Raw genomic sequence first — 15,020 nt, 5'->3', positions numbered from 1 at the left:
TCGCCGCGCAAATGGCTACACTGCGCAGGTGGCGCAGGCCGGATGCCGGCGCGAAAGATTGATTCCAATGTGGTAGCAGGAGAGTGGCGTGCTTAGAAGAATGGGGATAAAAGGCCGCGTACTGTTGCTGACCTTATTGCCGACCAGCCTGATGGCGTTGTTGTTGGGCGGTTATTTCACCTGGATGCAGCTGTCGGAGCTGCAAACCCAGTTGCTGCAGCGCGGCGAGATGATCGCCGAGCAATTGGCACCGCTGGTGGCGCCGGCCCTGGGCAATAAAAACGTCGATTTGCTGGAGCGCATCGCCACCCAATCCCTGGAGCAGCAGGACGTACGCACTGTATCGTTCCTCGCGCCGGACCGCAGCACCCTCGCCCACGCCGGTCCGACCATGCTCAATCAGGCGCCGGTCGGCAACAGTTCGCATCTGTTGCAGCGCACGGGCAACGACGCCACCCGTTACCTGCTGCCGGTGTTCGGCCGCCATCGCAACCTGGCGGGCGAACTGATCCCCGACGAAAGCGACCGCCTGCTGGGCTGGGTCGAGGTGGAACTGTCCCACAACGGCATGCTGCTGCGCGGCTATCGAAGCCTGTTCGCCAGCCTGCTGCTGATCGCCATCGGGCTGATCTTCACCGCCGCGCTGGCGCTGCGTATCAGCCGCACGATCACCTCGCCGATCGGATTGATCAAGCAAGCCGTGGCCCAGCTCAAGGACGGCAACCTGGAAACCCGCCTGCCCGCGCTGGGCAGCCAGGAGCTGGATCAACTCGCCTCGGGCATCAACCGCATGGCCGAAACCTTGCAGAATGCCCAGGAAGAATTGCAGCACAGCATCGACCAGGCCACCGAAGACGTGCGTCAGAACCTGGAAACCATCGAGATCCAGAATATCGAGCTGGATCTGGCGCGCAAAGAAGCCCTGGAGGCGAGCCGCATCAAGTCGGAGTTTCTGGCCAATATGAGCCATGAAATTCGCACGCCCCTCAACGGCATCCTCGGCTTCACCCACCTGCTGCAAAAAAGCGAGCTGACGCCGCGCCAACTCGACTACCTGGGCACCATCGAAAAATCCGCCGACAACCTGCTGGGCATCATCAATGAAATTCTCGATTTCTCGAAAATAGAAGCCGGCAAACTGGTGCTCGACAGCATTCCATTCAACCTGCGCGATTTGCTCCAGGACACCCTGACCATCCTCGCCCCCGCCGCCCATGCCAAGCAGTTGGAACTGGTCAGCCTGGTCTACCGCGATACGCCGCTGGCGCTGGTGGGCGACCCGCTGCGGCTCAAACAGATCCTCACCAACCTGATCAGCAACGCGATCAAGTTCACCCGCGAGGGCACCATCGTGGCTCGGGCGATGATCGAGGACGAGCAGGAAGATACCGTGCAACTGCGCATCAGCGTGCAGGACACCGGTATCGGCCTCTCCAGCCAGGACGTGCGTGCGCTGTTCCAAGCCTTCAGCCAGGCCGACAACTCGTTGTCGCGTCAACCCGGCGGCACGGGCCTGGGGCTGGTGATCTCCAAACGCTTGATCGAACAGATGGGCGGCGAAATCGGCGTCGACAGCACGCCGGGCGAAGGCTCGGAATTCTGGATCAGCCTGAACCTGCCCAAAACCCGCGATGACGTTGAAGACCTGCCCTGCGCGCCCCTGCTGGGCCACCGCGTGGCGGTGCTGGAAAACCACGAACTGGCGCGCCAGGCCCTGCAACACCAATTGGAAGATTGCGGCCTGGAGGTCACGCCGTTCAACACCCTGGAAAGTCTGACCAACGGCATTACCAGCGCCCATCAGACCGAGCAGGCTATCGACCTGGCCGTGCTCGGCGTGACCGCCAACGACATACCCCCCGAGCGCCTCAACCAGCACCTGTGGGACCTCGAACACCTGGGCTGCAAAGTGCTGGTGCTATGCCCGACCACCGAACAGATGCTGTTCAACCAGTCGGTGCCCAACCCCAATAGCCAATTGCAGGCCAAACCGGCATGCACCCGCAAACTGCGCCGGGCATTGTCCGACCTGATCAACCCGCGCCCTTCGCGCAGCGAGCCGGGCGAGCCCCTGGCCAGCCGCGCGCCACGGGTGCTGTGCGTGGATGACAACCCGGCGAACCTGTTGCTGGTGCAAACGTTGCTGGAGGATATGGGTGCCAAGGTGCACGCAGTGGAAAGCGGTTACGCCGCCGTCGACGCGGTCAAGCAGGAGACTTACGACTTGGTGCTGATGGACGTGCAAATGCCGGGCATGGACGGTCGCCAGAGCACCGAAGCGATTCGTCAGTGGGAGAGCGAGCGTCATGGCTCGCCGCTGCCAGTGGTGGCGCTCACGGCCCATGCCATGGCCAACGAAAAACGCGCCTTGCTGCAAAGTGGCATGGACGATTACCTCACCAAACCCATCAGCGAACGGCAACTGGCCCAAGTAGTACTCAAATGGACGGGCCTGGCCCTGCGCAATCAGGCACCGGAACGCGCCACTGACGGCCTGGCTCCTGGCGTGCAACTGCCGGTGCTGGACCACGAGGAAGGCCTGCGTCTGGCCGCCGGTAAAACCGACCTGGCCGCCGACATGCTCGCCATGTTGCTGGCCTCCCTGGAAGCCGACCGGACCGCCATCAGCATCGCCCGCGAAGCCAATGACAACAATGCGCTGATCGAACGCGTCCACCGCCTGCACGGCGCTACGCGCTACTGTGGCGTTCCGCAACTGCGCGCCGCCTGCCAGCGCGCCGAAACCCTGCTCAAGCAGGACGATGCCAAGGCCCTGCACGCGCTGGACGAACTGGACATGGCCATTGCCCGCCTGGCCAGTGAAGCGCGAGTCAGTGCCTGATGCGTCCCTTTCCATTGATTTGAACTTGCAGGGAGCTTTGCCATGCGCGTGATTCTGTTCAGCAGCCAAACCTACGACCGCGACAGCTTCCTCGGCGCCCCGCTGCCTGCGGGCCTGGAACTGCAGTTCCAGCCGGCACGGCTGAATCTCGATACCGTGGCGCTGGCCGAGCACCACGAAGTGGTCTGCCCGTTTATCAACGACGACCTCAGCGCACCGGTGCTGGAATGCCTGGCCAAGGGCGGTACGCGCCTGATTGCGCTGCGTTCGGCCGGTTATAACCATGTCGACCTGGCCAGCGCCAAATGCCTGGGCCTGACCATCGTGCGCGTGCCCGCCTACTCGCCCCACGCCGTGGCCGAGCACGCCGTGGCGCTGATCCTGGCGCTCAATCGGCGTTTGCATCGTGCCTATAACCGCACCCGCGATGGCGATTTCAGCCTGCACGGCTTGACCGGATTCGACTTGGTGGGCAAGACAGTCGGCGTGGTCGGCACCGGGCAGATCGGCGCAACCTTCGCCAAGATCATGGCCGGATTCGGCTGCACGCTGCTGGCCTATGACCCCTTCCCCAATCCCGATGTGCAGGCGCTCGGCGCACGTTACGTGAGCCTGCCCGAGTTGCTCGCCCAAGCCCGGATCATCAGCCTGCACTGCCCGCTCACCGCCGACAGCAAGCACTTGATCAACGCCGCGTCCCTGGCGCAGATGCAGCCTGGTGCGATGCTGATCAACACCGGCCGTGGCGGCCTGGTGGACACGCCCGCATTGATCGAAGCCCTCAAGGACGGCCAACTCGGCTACCTGGGGCTGGACGTGTATGAGGAAGAGGCCCAGCTGTTTTTCGAAGACCGCTCCGACCTGCCCCTGCAAGACGACGTACTCGCGCGCCTGCTGACCTTCCCCAACGTGATCATCACCGCCCACCAGGCGTTCCTGACCCACGAGGCCCTGGCGGCAATCGCCACCACTACGCTGGACAATATCGCCGCGTGGGCCGACGGTCGTGTGCAAAACCAGGTGGCAGGTTGATCAGCGGTCACATACCGCGCTCATGATAGGCCGGCACCCGTGATAGGATGCCGCGCCTATTTGGAGGATCCATGGCCGAACACGATTTCCGCTTCAGCTTGCTGAGCCCGCAACACACCCTGATCGAATGCCGCGCCCTGGTGCCGGGCCGTTACCAAGTCACCGGCAACGGTGGTTCGATCAAGCATGGCGACGTCCTGATCGTCACCCTGCGCGGCAGTAAAACTTTGTCGATGCGCCTTACCGTCGAAGGCGATGCGCGTTACTCCATCCGCCCGGCAGGCCAATGGGTCGCCATGGCCCAAGGGCCGAAATTCGGCGAACTGGAAATTCACACCTGGAAGGTCAACTGCGACAGCTGCGACGCCGTGCTGGAGTTTGAGTTTGCCGTGGAAACCAAGCTGACCAAAGAGCCGCTGCAACCGGCCGCCAACGCGCGCATTGCCGAGTTGGGCTGGGCCAGCGAAGGCGACAAACACCGCTGCCCGAGCTGCCAGGAGGCCGCCCAATGAAAGGCCTGGTGTTGCTCGCCGCACTCGGCGCCGGCTTGGCCGGCTGCGCGGGAGATGCGGTCAAACTCCAGCAGGACCACAGCTACGTGGTGGAATGGATCGGTGAGCGGCCCTTGATGGATTACGCGCACCTGACCGTCACCCTCGGCAATGACGGGCGTGCCTACGGCAATGGTGGCTGCAACCACTGGTTCGCGCCCTACACCCTGGACGGCGACAAACTCAGCTTCGGCAAGATCGGCAGCACCCGCAAGCTCTGCGCCGAAGCCTTGATGGAGCAGGAGCACCGCTTCTTCCAGGCCCTGCAAGGCGTGCAGCGCTGGGACATCTCGCCCATCGAGCAGACCCGTTTCTGGCCGGCCGAAGGCAAGCCGATACGCCTGTGGCTCGAAGAAGGCTGATCCGGGTTCTGACCCGATGGACATTAAAGGTGGGAGGAAAGCCCTCCCACCGTTGCTTTGAGATGTCGCTTTAACCGCGCAACGCCTTGAGCTTGGCCAGCACCCCCTCGGCCGTCTGCTCGCCCATCAACTGCTCGCGCACCTTACCCTTGTCATCGATGATGTAAGTCACCGGCAGCGCTTCGCTGCGCGGGATCTCGAAGATGCCATCCGGGTTCTGCGCCAGCACTGTGAACTTGATCCCCAGTTTCTCGCTGGCGGCCTTGAGTTCTTCGCCCTGCACATTGTCGAAGTTGACCCCGAACACCCCGATATTCTCGCCTTTGAGCTGCTCGGCCAAAGCGTTGAGTTCAGGGATTTCCGTGCGGCACGGGCCACACCATTCCGCCCAGTAGTTGATCACCACCCACTGTTTGTCCAAACGCTCGGCCGCGACTTTCTGGCCGTATTGGTCAATGCCATAGTCATTCCCGCAGCCGCTGAGCAGCAGGGTTGTGATGATCGCCAATGCACCGATCAGTCGACGTGTCATGGGGTAATCCTTCGTGAAAATAGACGTTGGCTGCGACCGGATGCCTCTTACGGTTTAAGGACCGGGCGCCGCGCAGGTAGAATACCCGCCACCTCCTGCAAGATGCGACCCGCACATGACCGATCTGACGCTTTATCACAACCCGCGCTGCTCGAAATCCCGCGGTGCTCTCGAACTGTTGGAAGCCCGCGGCCTCGCCCCGACCGTGGTGCGCTACCTGGAAACCCCACTCAACGCCGCGCAAATCCAGGCCCTGCTGGGCAAACTCGGCCTGAGTGCGCGCCAACTGCTGCGCACCGGCGAAGACGAGTACAAAAGCCTCAACCTTTCTGACCCCAACCTCAGTGAAACCCAGTTGATCGACGCCATTGCCGCCCATCCCAAGTTGATGGAACGCCCGATCCTGGAAACCGCCGACAAGGCCATCATCGGCCGTCCTCCGGAAAACGTATTGGAGATTCTGCCGTGACTGCGCCTTATGTGCTGGTGCTGTATTACAGCCGTAACGGCTCGGTCAGTGAAATGGCCCGGCATATTGCCCGGGGCATCGAACTAGGCGGCATGGAAGCGCGCCTGCGCACGGTACCGGCGGTGTCCACCGAGTGCGAAGCGGTGGCGCCGAGTATTCCTGACGAAGGCGCGTTGTATGCCAGCCTCGATGACTTGAAAAACTGCTCGGGCCTGGCCCTCGGCAGCCCGACGCGTTTCGGCAACATGGCCGCGCCGCTCAAGTACTTCCTCGACGGCACCAGCAACCTGTGGCTCACCGGCGCCCTGGTCGGCAAACCCGCCGGGGTGTTCACCTCCACCGCCAGCCTGCATGGCGGCCAGGAAACCACACTGATGTCGATGCTGCTGCCGCTGCTGCATCACGGCATGCTGATCACCGGCCTGCCCTACAGCGAACAGGCCCTGCTCGACACCCAGGGCGGCGGCACGCCGTACGGCGCCAGCCACCATGCCGGGCCGGACGGCAAACGCCTGCTCGACCCACATGAAATGGCGCTGTGCAAGGCCCTCGGCCTGCGCCTGGCCAACACCGCCACGTTGCTGGAGAACGGCCGTGGCCAAAAAGCCTAAAGTACTGCCCCCGCAAGCGTGGTTGGAGCCGCGAGTCAAAGTGGCACGCGCATTGAGCCTGCTGGCGTTTTTTGCGCTGGTGGGGTTGTTGTGCGGGTATTACCTGTTCGTTGCCGACCTGCACGGCGCACGCCCATGGGTGATCCTGCTGATCGAGTTGGTGCCGTTGCTGATTCTGGCACCGGGCATGCTGCTCGGCAGCGCGCGCGGGCATTCATGGATGTGCTTTGCGGTGAACCTGTATTTCATCAAAGGCGCGCTGGCGGCGTACGACCCGAACCGACAGTGGTTCGGCGTGCTGGAAATGCTGGCAAGCCTGGCGGTGTTCTGTACCGCGCTGCTGTACGTGCGCTGGCGCCATCAGTTGAACCGACGCCTGGCCGCGTAATCCACCGTGGCGAGGTGACTCGCCACGAAAGTTGCGCTCACCGCATGTGTCAGTGGTTGACGGTGTACGCCAGCATCATCGACAACTGGCACATCGGCCGACCACTCTCGGCATGCCACTGGTTGAACGCGCCCTGCACCGTCGCCAGATCGCGCAGGCTGGTGGGGGCCTTGTCGACGATTTTCTGCGCATTCAACGCCGCGACTACGTCGTCGCTGGGCACAAAGGTGTCCTTGCCGACCATGCGCAGAAAGCGCGGGGCCGATAGCCCACCCAACTGGTGGCCGTGCTTGCTCAAGTATTTCCACAGCCCAACGATGTCGGTCACCGGCCAATCGGCGATGAACACGCCGAAGCTGCCTTTTTCCTGAGTGATATCCAGGATCATCTGCGCATTACGCGGCACGCTCTTGAGCTTGCCCAGATGACGAATGATGCGGGTGTCCTGCATCAGGCGTTCCAGGTGCTCGGCGCCCATCAACACGACTTTTTCCGGATCGAAGCCAAAGAACACCTGCTCGAAGGCTGGCCATTTGGCATCTACCACGCTGTGCTTGAGCCCGGCCCGGAACACCCGCAGCGCCAGGGTGGACAGGTAGCGATCATCACTGATCTTGCGTAATTGCGCCGGGGTCTTGGGTATCGGCAGATGGGCTTCCAGTTTGGCCGCCGAGCCGAAGCGGTTCAGACAATATTCGTGCAGCCACTTGTAATCGCGCATGCCCTCTCCTGGCAGTGGAATTGAAAACGGCGCCCGCAAGCGCCGTGTGTCAGAGCCTTGAAACGGCTCAGAGGTTCACCACATTAACGAAGCGCGACGCGGCGGTCTCGTCGATCTTCAGGCTGGTGAAGTCGAACAGGTTACGGTCGGCCAACTGCGACGGGATCACATTCTGCAGGCTGCGGAAAATGCTTTCGGTACGTCCCGGGGTCTTGCGCTCCCAGTCCTGCAGCATCTCCTTGACCACCTGGCGTTGCAGGTTTTCCTGGGAGCCGCAGAGGTTGCACGGGATGATCGGGAATTGCTTGAAGTCGGAATAGGCCTGGATGTCTTTCTCATTGCAGTATGCCAACGGACGAATCACCACGTTGCGCCCGTCATCGGCGCGCAGCTTGGGCGGCATGGCCTTGAGCGAACCATTGAAGAACATATTGAGGAAAAACGTCTCGACGATATCGTCGCGGTGATGCCCCAAGGCCATTTTGGTCGCGCCGATCTCATCGGCGAAGGTGTAGAGCGTGCCACGGCGCAGGCGCGAGCACAGCGAGCAGGTGGTTTTGCCTTCCGGGATCAGTTCCTTGACCACCGAGTAGGTGTCTTTTTCGACGATGTGATACTCGATGCCCAACTCTTTCAGGTAGGCCGGCAGCACATGCTCGGGGAAGCCCGGTTGTTTCTGGTCCATGTTGACGGCAACGATCTCGAACTTGATCGGCGCGACCTTTTGCAGGTGCAGCAGCACGTCAAGCATGGTGTAGCTGTCTTTGCCGCCGGAGAGGCAGACCATCACCTTGTCGCCGTCCTCGATCATGTTGAAATCGGCGACCGCTTCACCGGCCAGGCGACGCAGGCGTTTTTGCAGTTTGTTCTGGTTGACCGTAAGAGTGCCCATGGCGCTTGGATCCGCTTGAGGTGTGTGACGAAAAGCGCAGCATTTTACCGGTATGCGCCAGCGAGTCCAATGCGCGCTTATATTGCTTCTTCTACAGAGCCTGCCGCGATTAAGCCCAATATTTACAGTGCAATATGCTCTAAAGGCCTTACAGTTTTTCCGGTCATCCATTCCTATACTGCGACATAAGGTCGCGCACAAGCTATCCAGACCTTTCAGGCCAACTGGCCCGTGGGCGCTCCGTTGGGGGCGATAGTAATAACGACAGGAGTGACTGGCATGATCCATCACGTCGTGGGGCTGTTTACCCATCCCGACCAGGAATGGCGGGAAATCCGTGGCGATAAAGAAGAAAGCATCGGCCACATGTACCTCACTCACACGCTGATCCTGGCGGCCATCCCCGCCCTATCGGCCTTTATCGGCACCACCCAGGTCGGCTGGGTCATCGGCAACCGCGCACCCGTTATGCTGACCCAGGAAAGCGCATTGTGGATGACCATCATGTCCTACGCGGCGATGCTCGCCGGCGTGGCAGTGATGGGCGCCTTTATCCACTGGATGGCGCGCACCTATGACGCCAACCCCAGCATGGCGCGCTGTGTGGCCTTCGCCACTTATACCGCGACGCCGTTGTTTATCGGCGGGCTGGCGGCCTTGTACCCGCACATGTGGTTGGGCATGGTCGTGGGGACGGCGGCGATCTGCTACACGGTGTACCTGTTGTATGTCGGCGTGCCGACTTTTATGAGCATCGATCCGGATGAAGGCTTCCTGTTTTCCAGCTCCATACTGGCCGTAGGGCTGGTGGTGCTGGTGGCGATCATGGCGTTTACCGTGATTGTCTGGGGCCTGGGCGTTGGGCCGATCTACACCAACTGACGCACACCACCGCGCAGGCAGGGCCACCGCAAGGTGGCCTTGTGCGTCTGGCACGACCATTCGGCGCCTGACAGATTCGGAAACACCTGGTTTTACGGCATACTGGGCGTCTCTGGAGATAGATACAGCATGCCCGAGCAACTCAATACCCGCGTCGAAGAGTGTTTCCAGCTAGCCGAGTCCTTTTTCAAACGAAACTTCAAGCGTCCCCAAGTCAGCCTCAAGCTGCGCGGTCAAAAGGCCGGCGTCGCGCATTTGCACGAGAACCTGCTGCGCTTCAACCCCCAGCTTTACCAGGAAAACAGCCAACACTTCCTCAAGCAGACCGTGGCCCATGAAGTGGCCCACCTGATCGCCCACCAACTATTCGGCGAGCGCATCCAGCCCCATGGCGAAGAATGGCAATTGATCATGCGCGGCGTGTACGAACTGCCGCCGGACCGCTGCCATACCTACGCGGTGAAACGGCGCCAGGTAACGCGCTACATCTACCGCTGCCCGTGTGCCGACAGCGATTTTCCATTTTCCTCACAGCGTCACGGCCTAGTGCGTCAGGGGCGCAGGTATTTATGCCGGCGGTGTCGGCAGACACTGGTGTTTACCGGAGAAACTCGCGTGGAGTAATGGGGTCGGTGGTCATCGGGCGCTATCGAGGCAAGCGCCCATTTAGAGCAGAGCAACCGATTAAAATGTGGCAAGGGGCTTGCCCTACTAGCCCTAGGTATCACCAGTATTAACTGAAAGAACCGGCTCAAAAGGTGGGAGGGGGCTTGCCCCCGATGGCAGTGGGTCAGTCAGCCTATCTGCCACTGGCCCACCGCCTTCGGGGGCAAGCCCCCTCCCACCTTTGATAGTTGAGGTTTTCACTGAAGATGGGTGCATACCCGTGCACCGATAGCGGCGGATCAGTCAGCCGAGCACCTTGCTGCGCCGCAATTCGGCTATCCGCTGAGCACTGAAACCCAGCTCCGCCAACACTTCATCGCTGTGTGCGCCCACGGCTACGCCAATGTGTCGAGGCGCCGGCAACCCTTCTGAAAACTTCAGCGGGCAGGCAATCTGCGCCTGGCTTGAGCCATCGCCTCTGGGTACTTGGCTGACCAACGCCCGCGCCTTTAGCTGCGGATGAGCCACGGCTTCACTGAGCGTCAGCACAGGCTCCACACACGCATCCAACCCGGCAAACAATTCACATAGCTCATCGAAACTGCGCTTCTCGAATTCCACCTGCAACGCCTGTTTAAGAACACGTTGCTGCTCGGGCTTGAGGCTGTGCGCCGCCAACTCTTGCCGGCCCAAGGCTGCGCACAGAGCCTGCATGAAAGCAGGCTCCAGGCTACCCACTGACATCCAGCGCCCGTCCCGCGTGCGGTAGTAATCGTAGAAACTGCCGCCATTGAGCACCTGGCTTTCCCATTCCGGCTCCACACCGCACGCCAGATACCCCGGGCCAGCCATGGCATTGAGGCTGAACGAGCAGTCCGTCATGCTCACATCCAGGTATTGCCCCACCCCACTCTGCTGCCGTGCGATCACCGCCGCCAGCAAACCGACCACCGCGTGCAGAGAGCCGCCCCCCACATCCGCAACTTGCACGCCCAGAGGTAACGGCCCGCTGTCCTGACGCCCGGTGTAACTGGCCACGCCAGCCAGTGCCAGGTAATTGATATCGTGGCCGGCACGGTCCTTGTAGGGGCCGGTCTGGCCGTAGCCGGTGATCGACACGTAGATCAACCGCGGGTTGATCGCCTTCAATGCCTCATACCCCAGCCCCAGGCGCTCCATCACGCCGGGGCGGAACTGTTCGAGCACAATGTCGTAATCCGCCACCAGCGTGCGCACGATCTCCAGCGCCTCGGCCTGCTTGAGGTCCAGCGCCAGGCTGCGTTTATTGCGATTGAGGTAAGCGTGGCTCGCCGAAGTGCCCCGGTCATGGGGCGGCAGCACGCGCAACAGGTCCGGACGCGTGGGCGACTCGATGCGTAGCACCTCGGCGCCCATGTCCGCCAACATCAATGAAGCAAACGGACCGGGCAGCAAGGTGGAAAAATCCAGCACTTTAAGGGACGCCAAGGGACCGGACATAGGGACTCCCGTAGGGTTGCGAGTTCCCACAGCCTAGGCAGCCTGGCGCCTATCGGCAATCGTCAGAACGGTCAGCGACACTGACCGTTTTGATCACGGCGGGCTTTTTCGCGCAGTCGGCTTTATCATTGCCCCACGTTTGCTTGCCGAGTGTTCCATGAAGTTTGCGATTGCCTTGTTTTCCGCCGCCCATGCGCCTTCTTCGCGCCGTGCCCTGCTGTTTGCCCAGGCCGCGCTCGCCGGCGGGCATGAGATTGTGCGGCTGTTTTTCTATCAGGACGGCGTTTACAGCGCGGCCAACAGCATTGTCGCGCCCCAGGATGAGCAGGACATCGCGCGCCAGTGGCGTGAGTTTGTCAGCCAGCATCAGCTTGATGGCGTGGTGTGCATCGCCGCTGCCCTGCGCCGAGGCGTGCTCAATGCCGAAGAGGCCACGCGCTATCAACGCAGCGCGGTGAACCTGGAGGCCCCCTGGGCCCTCTCGGGCCTTGGCCAACTGCACGACGCTGCCCAGGCCGCCGACCGCCTGATCTGCTTTGGAGGGCCGTGACATGTCCAAATCCCTATTGGTGATCAGCCGCCAGGCGCCCTGGTCTGGGCCCAGCGCGCGGGAAGCGCTGGACATCGTACTGGCCGGCGGAGCCTTCGATTTGCCGATCGGCTTGCTGTTTATGGACGACGGCGTATTTCAACTGGCGCCCGGCCAGGACGCCAAAGCCGTTCAGCAAAAAGACCTCAGTGCCAACTTGCAGGCCCTCGGGCTGTTTGGCATCGACGACGTGTTCGCCTGTAGCCACAGCCTCACGGAACGTGGGCTCACCCCACCCGCCAGCGCGCAGCCTGTGGACAGCGCTGCGATTTCCCAATTGATTGACCGTTACGATCAGGTGATAACCCTCTGATGTCGACTCTCCATGTGGTTTCCCACTCGCCCTTTACCGATGGTCGCCTGGCCAGTTGCCTACGGGTATGCGGCGCCAAGGACGCAATCCTGCTGTGCGGTGACGGCGCCTACGCCCTGCACAACCCGGCGCTGCACAGTCAAGGCGTGAAAGTCTTTGTGCTGGCCGAAGACAGCCAGGCGCGCAACCTGCCAGTGCCGGACTGGGCCAGCAGCGTGGATTATTCGGGGTTCGTGCAGTTGTCGATCGATTACGACAAGGTCAATACCTGGCTATGAATACGCTCACCGTCGGTTCGCGCAGCCTGGAACTGGACAAGGACGGCTACCTGGTCGACCTGAATGACTGGTCCGTCGAAGTCGCCAACGCCCTGGCCGCCGCCGAGGCCTTGGAACTGACGCCGGACCACTGGCAGATCCTCAACCTGCTGCGCGAGTTCTACGCCCAATTCCAACTGTCCCCGGCCACGCGCCCGCTGATCAAATACACCGCCTTGAAGCTGGGCCCCGAAAAGGGCAACAGCCTGCACCTCAACAAACTGTTCAACGGCACTCCCGCCAAACTCGCCGCCAAGCTGGCGGGCCTGCCCAGGCCGACGAATTGCTTATGACCGACTTTGCCCCGCTGACCCTGCAAACCCCTGCCGAGCACCCCTTTGCGCAGTTCGTACGCATCCTGGGCAAAGGCAAGCGCGGTGCGCGCAACCTCACCCGTGAAGAAGCCCGCGAGGCGATGGGCATGTTGCTCGACGAAAAAGTCGAGGACACCCAACTCGGTGCATTTCTGATGCTGCTGCGGCATAAGGAGGAAAGTCCGGAAGAGCTCGCCGGCTTTACCGAGGCGGTACGCGAGCGTCTCAACGCCCCGGCGCTGAACGTCGATATCGACTGGCCCAGCTATGCCGGTAAAAAGCGCCACCTGCCGTGGTTCCTGCTGGCCGCCAAGTGCCTGGCACAAAATGGCGTGCGTATCCTGATGCACGGCGGCGGCGCGCACACCGCCGGGCGCCTGTACACCGAGCAATTACTGCACGGCTTGCAGATTCCGCTGTGCCGCGACTGGCAGCAGGTGGAGGCCGCGTTTGCCCAAGGCAACCTGGCGTTTATTCCGCTGGGCGATTGGGCGCCGCAGCTGCAGCGCATGATCGACCTGCGCAACACCCTGGGCCTGCGCTCGCCGATCCACTCCCTGGCGCGCCTGCTCAACCCGCTGAACGCTCGGTGCGGCTTGCAAAGCATTTTCCACCCCGGTTACCAAGGCGTGCACCGCGATGCCAGCGGCCTGCTCGGCGACACGGTGATTGTGGTGAAGGGCGATGGCGGCGAGATCGAAATCAACCCCGATACCCTCAGCCATCTCTACGGCACCACCGGCGGCCAGAGCTGGGACGAAGAATGGCCCGCGCTGTCCGTCCAACGCCACGTCAAGCCGGCAACCCTGGAGCCTGAACACCTCAAAGCCGTATGGCGCGGCGATGTCGAGGACAGCTATCCGCAACTGGCGCTGATCGCCACCATGGCGCTGGCGCTGCGCGGCCTTGGACACCCCCGCGAACAGGCGTTTGCGATGGCGGAGGCTTACTGGCAAACGCGGGATAGATCTATTTAATCGATAAGTGACCCGCAGTCTTTGCGCTTTTAAATCGAACCCTGATCTTTAGACTGGGCTCCAACGCTTATTAGTCGAGGAGCCAGTCATGGGTTTGCTGATCGAAGGACACTGGAAAGACCAGTGGTACCAAAGTAGCGCGGATGGCGCTTTCCAGCGCGAACAGGCGCAACGCCGCAACTGGGTCACCGTCGACGGCCAGCCTGGCCCCAGTGGCGAGGGCGGCTTCAGGGCCGAAGCCGAGCGCTATCACCTCTACGTTTCCCTGGCCTGCCCGTGGGCACATCGCACGTTGATCCTGCGCAAGCTCAAGGGCCTGGAAAGCCTGATCGACGTGTCGGTGGTCAGCTGGCTGATGCTGGAAAACGGCTGGACCTTCGATAAGGCCACAGGCTCAACTGGTGATCGACTCGACGACTTTGCCTACATGCACCAACGCTACACCGCCGACACGTCCGACTACACTGGACGCGTTACCGTACCGGTGCTGTGGGACAAGCAACTCCAGCGCATCGTCAGCAACGAATCGGCGGAGATCATCCGCATGTTCAACAGCGCGTTCAACGGGCTGACTGGCAACGCCCTGGACTTCTACCCTGAGCCGTTGCGCCAGACCATCGACGCACTGAACGCGCGGATCTATCCGGCGGTCAACAACGGCGTGTATCGCGCGGGCTTCGCCACCTCGCAGCAAGCCTATGAAAGTGCTTTCGACGATGTATTTGCCGAGCTGGATCACTTGGAACGGCATCTGGGCGAGCATCGCTACCTGGCCGGGGAATACCTGACCGAAGCCGATGTGCGGCTGTTCACTACGCTGATTCGTTTTGATGCGGTGTATTACAGCCACTTCAAATGCAATCTGCGGCGCATTGCCGATTACGCGAACCTGTCCAATTGGCTGAGGGAAATGTATCAGTGGCCTGGCGTGGCCGAGACGGTGGATTTCGAACACATCAAAGGGCACTACTACGCCAGCCACCGCACCATCAACCCAACGGGGATTGTGCCGAAAGGACCATTGCAGACGTTCGATACCGTGCACGATCGGCGGCGGTTGAGCGGAAAAGGGGTGTGGAGCTGATCCAACAGCCTGGCTGACTGCCAGGCCGCATCGGGGGCAAGACCCCTTCCAAAGGGTGG

Annotated in this window: 19 protein-coding genes; 15 read left to right on the top strand and 4 right to left on the bottom strand. The window is 61.7% G+C overall.

The window, feature by feature from the left end; genetic code table 11:
- Window positions 1-88 precede the first annotated feature (88 nt).
- The 4 genes from ACFZPT_RS15390 (at window position 89) to ACFZPT_RS15375 (ending at window position 4,787) form a co-directional block, all read left to right on the top strand.
- Entirely contained in the window at window positions 89-2,842 is a 2,754-nt protein-coding gene (locus ACFZPT_RS15390; RefSeq protein WP_034098619.1) for a response regulator, read from the top strand.
- A gap of 42 nt (window positions 2,843-2,884) precedes the next feature.
- The gene (locus tag ACFZPT_RS15385) at window positions 2,885-3,874 is read left to right on the top strand and encodes a 2-hydroxyacid dehydrogenase (RefSeq protein ID WP_379555481.1); all 990 of its coding nucleotides are present in this window, start codon (window positions 2,885-2,887) and stop codon (window positions 3,872-3,874) included.
- 71 nt (window positions 3,875-3,945) lie between these two features.
- A complete protein-coding gene (locus tag ACFZPT_RS15380) occupies window positions 3,946-4,386 on the top strand; it encodes a hypothetical protein (protein WP_034114159.1) in 441 nt (146 codons plus the stop codon).
- Window positions 4,383-4,787: an META domain-containing protein gene (locus tag ACFZPT_RS15375; RefSeq protein ID WP_034098625.1), complete on the top strand. Its 405-nt coding sequence runs from the start codon at window positions 4,383-4,385 to the stop codon at window positions 4,785-4,787. Before ACFZPT_RS15380 ends, ACFZPT_RS15375 begins: the two co-directional genes overlap by 4 nt.
- A gap of 70 nt (window positions 4,788-4,857) precedes the next feature.
- On the opposite strand, the gene ACFZPT_RS15370 is transcribed toward ACFZPT_RS15375, so the two are convergent.
- A complete protein-coding gene (locus ACFZPT_RS15370; protein ID WP_099311671.1) occupies window positions 4,858-5,319 on the bottom strand; it encodes a TlpA disulfide reductase family protein in 462 nt (153 codons plus the stop codon).
- 115 nt (window positions 5,320-5,434) lie between these two features.
- On the opposite strand from ACFZPT_RS15370, the gene arsC reads away from it, so the two are divergent.
- The 3 genes from arsC to ACFZPT_RS15355 are packed head-to-tail and all read left to right on the top strand — an operon-like array spanning window position 5,435 to window position 6,787.
- Window positions 5,435-5,788, top strand: coding sequence for an arsenate reductase (glutaredoxin) (gene arsC / locus ACFZPT_RS15365; RefSeq protein WP_034098628.1), 354 nt, complete (start codon window positions 5,435-5,437; stop codon window positions 5,786-5,788).
- Window positions 5,785-6,399 carry an NAD(P)H:quinone oxidoreductase gene (gene wrbA, locus ACFZPT_RS15360; RefSeq protein WP_034098630.1) on the top strand — a complete coding sequence of 205 codons (615 nt, stop codon included), beginning with the start codon at window positions 5,785-5,787 and terminating at the stop codon, window positions 6,397-6,399. Before arsC ends, wrbA begins: the two co-directional genes overlap by 4 nt.
- The gene (locus tag ACFZPT_RS15355) at window positions 6,383-6,787 is read left to right on the top strand and encodes a DUF2069 domain-containing protein (RefSeq protein ID WP_034098632.1); all 405 of its coding nucleotides are present in this window, start codon (window positions 6,383-6,385) and stop codon (window positions 6,785-6,787) included. Before wrbA ends, ACFZPT_RS15355 begins: the two co-directional genes overlap by 17 nt.
- A gap of 49 nt (window positions 6,788-6,836) precedes the next feature.
- On the opposite strand, the gene ACFZPT_RS15350 is transcribed toward ACFZPT_RS15355, so the two are convergent.
- Together ACFZPT_RS15350 and ttcA are read right to left on the bottom strand one after the other, a co-directional pair.
- Window positions 6,837-7,508, bottom strand: coding sequence for a DNA-3-methyladenine glycosylase I (locus ACFZPT_RS15350; RefSeq protein ID WP_034114163.1), 672 nt, complete (start codon window positions 7,506-7,508; stop codon window positions 6,837-6,839).
- Between the two features lie 67 nt (window positions 7,509-7,575).
- Window positions 7,576-8,400, bottom strand: coding sequence for a tRNA 2-thiocytidine(32) synthetase TtcA (ttcA, locus tag ACFZPT_RS15345; RefSeq protein ID WP_034098636.1), 825 nt, complete (start codon window positions 8,398-8,400; stop codon window positions 7,576-7,578).
- Between the two features lie 279 nt (window positions 8,401-8,679).
- On the opposite strand from ttcA, the gene ACFZPT_RS15340 reads away from it, so the two are divergent.
- Together ACFZPT_RS15340 and ACFZPT_RS15335 are read left to right on the top strand one after the other, a co-directional pair.
- On the top strand, window positions 8,680-9,282 hold the full coding sequence (locus ACFZPT_RS15340) for a Yip1 family protein (protein WP_034098638.1): 603 nt from the start codon (window positions 8,680-8,682) through the stop codon (window positions 9,280-9,282).
- A 129-nt stretch (window positions 9,283-9,411) separates the two neighbouring features.
- The gene (locus ACFZPT_RS15335; RefSeq protein WP_034114164.1) at window positions 9,412-9,906 is read left to right on the top strand and encodes a SprT family zinc-dependent metalloprotease; all 495 of its coding nucleotides are present in this window, start codon (window positions 9,412-9,414) and stop codon (window positions 9,904-9,906) included.
- A 285-nt stretch (window positions 9,907-10,191) separates the two neighbouring features.
- Here the strand turns inward: ACFZPT_RS15335 and ACFZPT_RS15330 are convergent, their stop codons facing one another.
- Complete coding sequence (locus tag ACFZPT_RS15330) at window positions 10,192-11,367, bottom strand: CaiB/BaiF CoA-transferase family protein (RefSeq protein WP_034114167.1); 1,176 nt, start codon at window positions 11,365-11,367, stop codon at window positions 10,192-10,194.
- A gap of 157 nt (window positions 11,368-11,524) precedes the next feature.
- Here ACFZPT_RS15330 and tusD point away from each other — a divergent pair, with 157 nt between their 5' ends.
- The 6 genes from tusD (at window position 11,525) to ACFZPT_RS15300 (ending at window position 14,961) form a co-directional block, all read left to right on the top strand.
- A complete protein-coding gene (gene tusD / locus ACFZPT_RS15325; protein ID WP_034098644.1) occupies window positions 11,525-11,917 on the top strand; it encodes a sulfurtransferase complex subunit TusD in 393 nt (130 codons plus the stop codon).
- A 1-nt stretch (window position 11,918) separates the two neighbouring features.
- Window positions 11,919-12,269 (top strand): sulfurtransferase complex subunit TusC, encoded by a 351-nt coding sequence (gene tusC, locus ACFZPT_RS15320; protein ID WP_034114169.1) that lies wholly within the window; start codon window positions 11,919-11,921, stop codon window positions 12,267-12,269.
- Entirely contained in the window at window positions 12,269-12,547 is a 279-nt protein-coding gene (tusB, locus tag ACFZPT_RS15315; protein WP_034114172.1) for a sulfurtransferase complex subunit TusB, read from the top strand. The genes tusC and tusB overlap by 1 nt, the downstream gene beginning before the upstream one ends.
- Window positions 12,544-12,879, top strand: coding sequence for a TusE/DsrC/DsvC family sulfur relay protein (locus ACFZPT_RS15310; protein ID WP_034114174.1), 336 nt, complete (start codon window positions 12,544-12,546; stop codon window positions 12,877-12,879). Before tusB ends, ACFZPT_RS15310 begins: the two co-directional genes overlap by 4 nt.
- Before the next feature lie 14 nt (window positions 12,880-12,893).
- Window positions 12,894-13,877 (top strand): glycosyl transferase family protein, encoded by a 984-nt coding sequence (locus ACFZPT_RS15305; protein WP_169903559.1) that lies wholly within the window; start codon window positions 12,894-12,896, stop codon window positions 13,875-13,877.
- A gap of 88 nt (window positions 13,878-13,965) precedes the next feature.
- Entirely contained in the window at window positions 13,966-14,961 is a 996-nt protein-coding gene (locus ACFZPT_RS15300; RefSeq protein ID WP_034114177.1) for a glutathione S-transferase family protein, read from the top strand.
- Window positions 14,962-15,020 lie beyond the last annotated feature (59 nt).

The organism is Pseudomonas sp. MD330_10 (assembly GCF_042610415.1).
Taxonomy (GTDB): Bacteria; Pseudomonadota; Gammaproteobacteria; order Pseudomonadales; family Pseudomonadaceae; genus Aquipseudomonas; species Aquipseudomonas rhodesiae.
The sequence above is the reverse complement of the archived record's forward strand: the minus strand, read 5'-3'. Positions and strand labels throughout refer to the sequence as shown.

What these genes read in the sequence shown, in the direction of transcription:
- ACFZPT_RS15385 (WP_379555481.1), top strand. Translation starts at nt 2,885, where the DNA reads ATGCGCGTGATTCTGTTCAGCAGCCAAACCTACGACCGCGACAGCTTC.
- ACFZPT_RS15380 (WP_034114159.1), top strand. Translation starts at nt 3,946, where the DNA reads ATGGCCGAACACGATTTCCGCTTCAGCTTGCTGAGCCCGCAACACACC.
- ACFZPT_RS15375 (WP_034098625.1), top strand. Translation starts at nt 4,383, where the DNA reads ATGAAAGGCCTGGTGTTGCTCGCCGCACTCGGCGCCGGCTTGGCCGGC.
- ACFZPT_RS15370 (WP_099311671.1), bottom strand. Translation starts at nt 5,319, where the DNA reads ATGACACGTCGACTGATCGGTGCATTGGCGATCATCACAACCCTGCTG.
- arsC (WP_034098628.1), top strand. Translation starts at nt 5,435, where the DNA reads ATGACCGATCTGACGCTTTATCACAACCCGCGCTGCTCGAAATCCCGC.
- ACFZPT_RS15350 (WP_034114163.1), bottom strand. Translation starts at nt 7,508, where the DNA reads ATGCGCGATTACAAGTGGCTGCACGAATATTGTCTGAACCGCTTCGGC.
- ttcA (WP_034098636.1), bottom strand. Translation starts at nt 8,400, where the DNA reads ATGGGCACTCTTACGGTCAACCAGAACAAACTGCAAAAACGCCTGCGT.
- ACFZPT_RS15340 (WP_034098638.1), top strand. Translation starts at nt 8,680, where the DNA reads ATGATCCATCACGTCGTGGGGCTGTTTACCCATCCCGACCAGGAATGG.
- ACFZPT_RS15335 (WP_034114164.1), top strand. Translation starts at nt 9,412, where the DNA reads ATGCCCGAGCAACTCAATACCCGCGTCGAAGAGTGTTTCCAGCTAGCC.
- ACFZPT_RS15330 (WP_034114167.1), bottom strand. Translation starts at nt 11,367, where the DNA reads ATGTCCGGTCCCTTGGCGTCCCTTAAAGTGCTGGATTTTTCCACCTTG.
- tusD (WP_034098644.1), top strand. Translation starts at nt 11,525, where the DNA reads ATGAAGTTTGCGATTGCCTTGTTTTCCGCCGCCCATGCGCCTTCTTCG.
- tusC (WP_034114169.1), top strand. Translation starts at nt 11,919, where the DNA reads ATGTCCAAATCCCTATTGGTGATCAGCCGCCAGGCGCCCTGGTCTGGG.
- tusB (WP_034114172.1), top strand. Translation starts at nt 12,269, where the DNA reads ATGTCGACTCTCCATGTGGTTTCCCACTCGCCCTTTACCGATGGTCGC.
- ACFZPT_RS15310 (WP_034114174.1), top strand. Translation starts at nt 12,544, where the DNA reads ATGAATACGCTCACCGTCGGTTCGCGCAGCCTGGAACTGGACAAGGAC.
- ACFZPT_RS15300 (WP_034114177.1), top strand. Translation starts at nt 13,966, where the DNA reads ATGGGTTTGCTGATCGAAGGACACTGGAAAGACCAGTGGTACCAAAGT.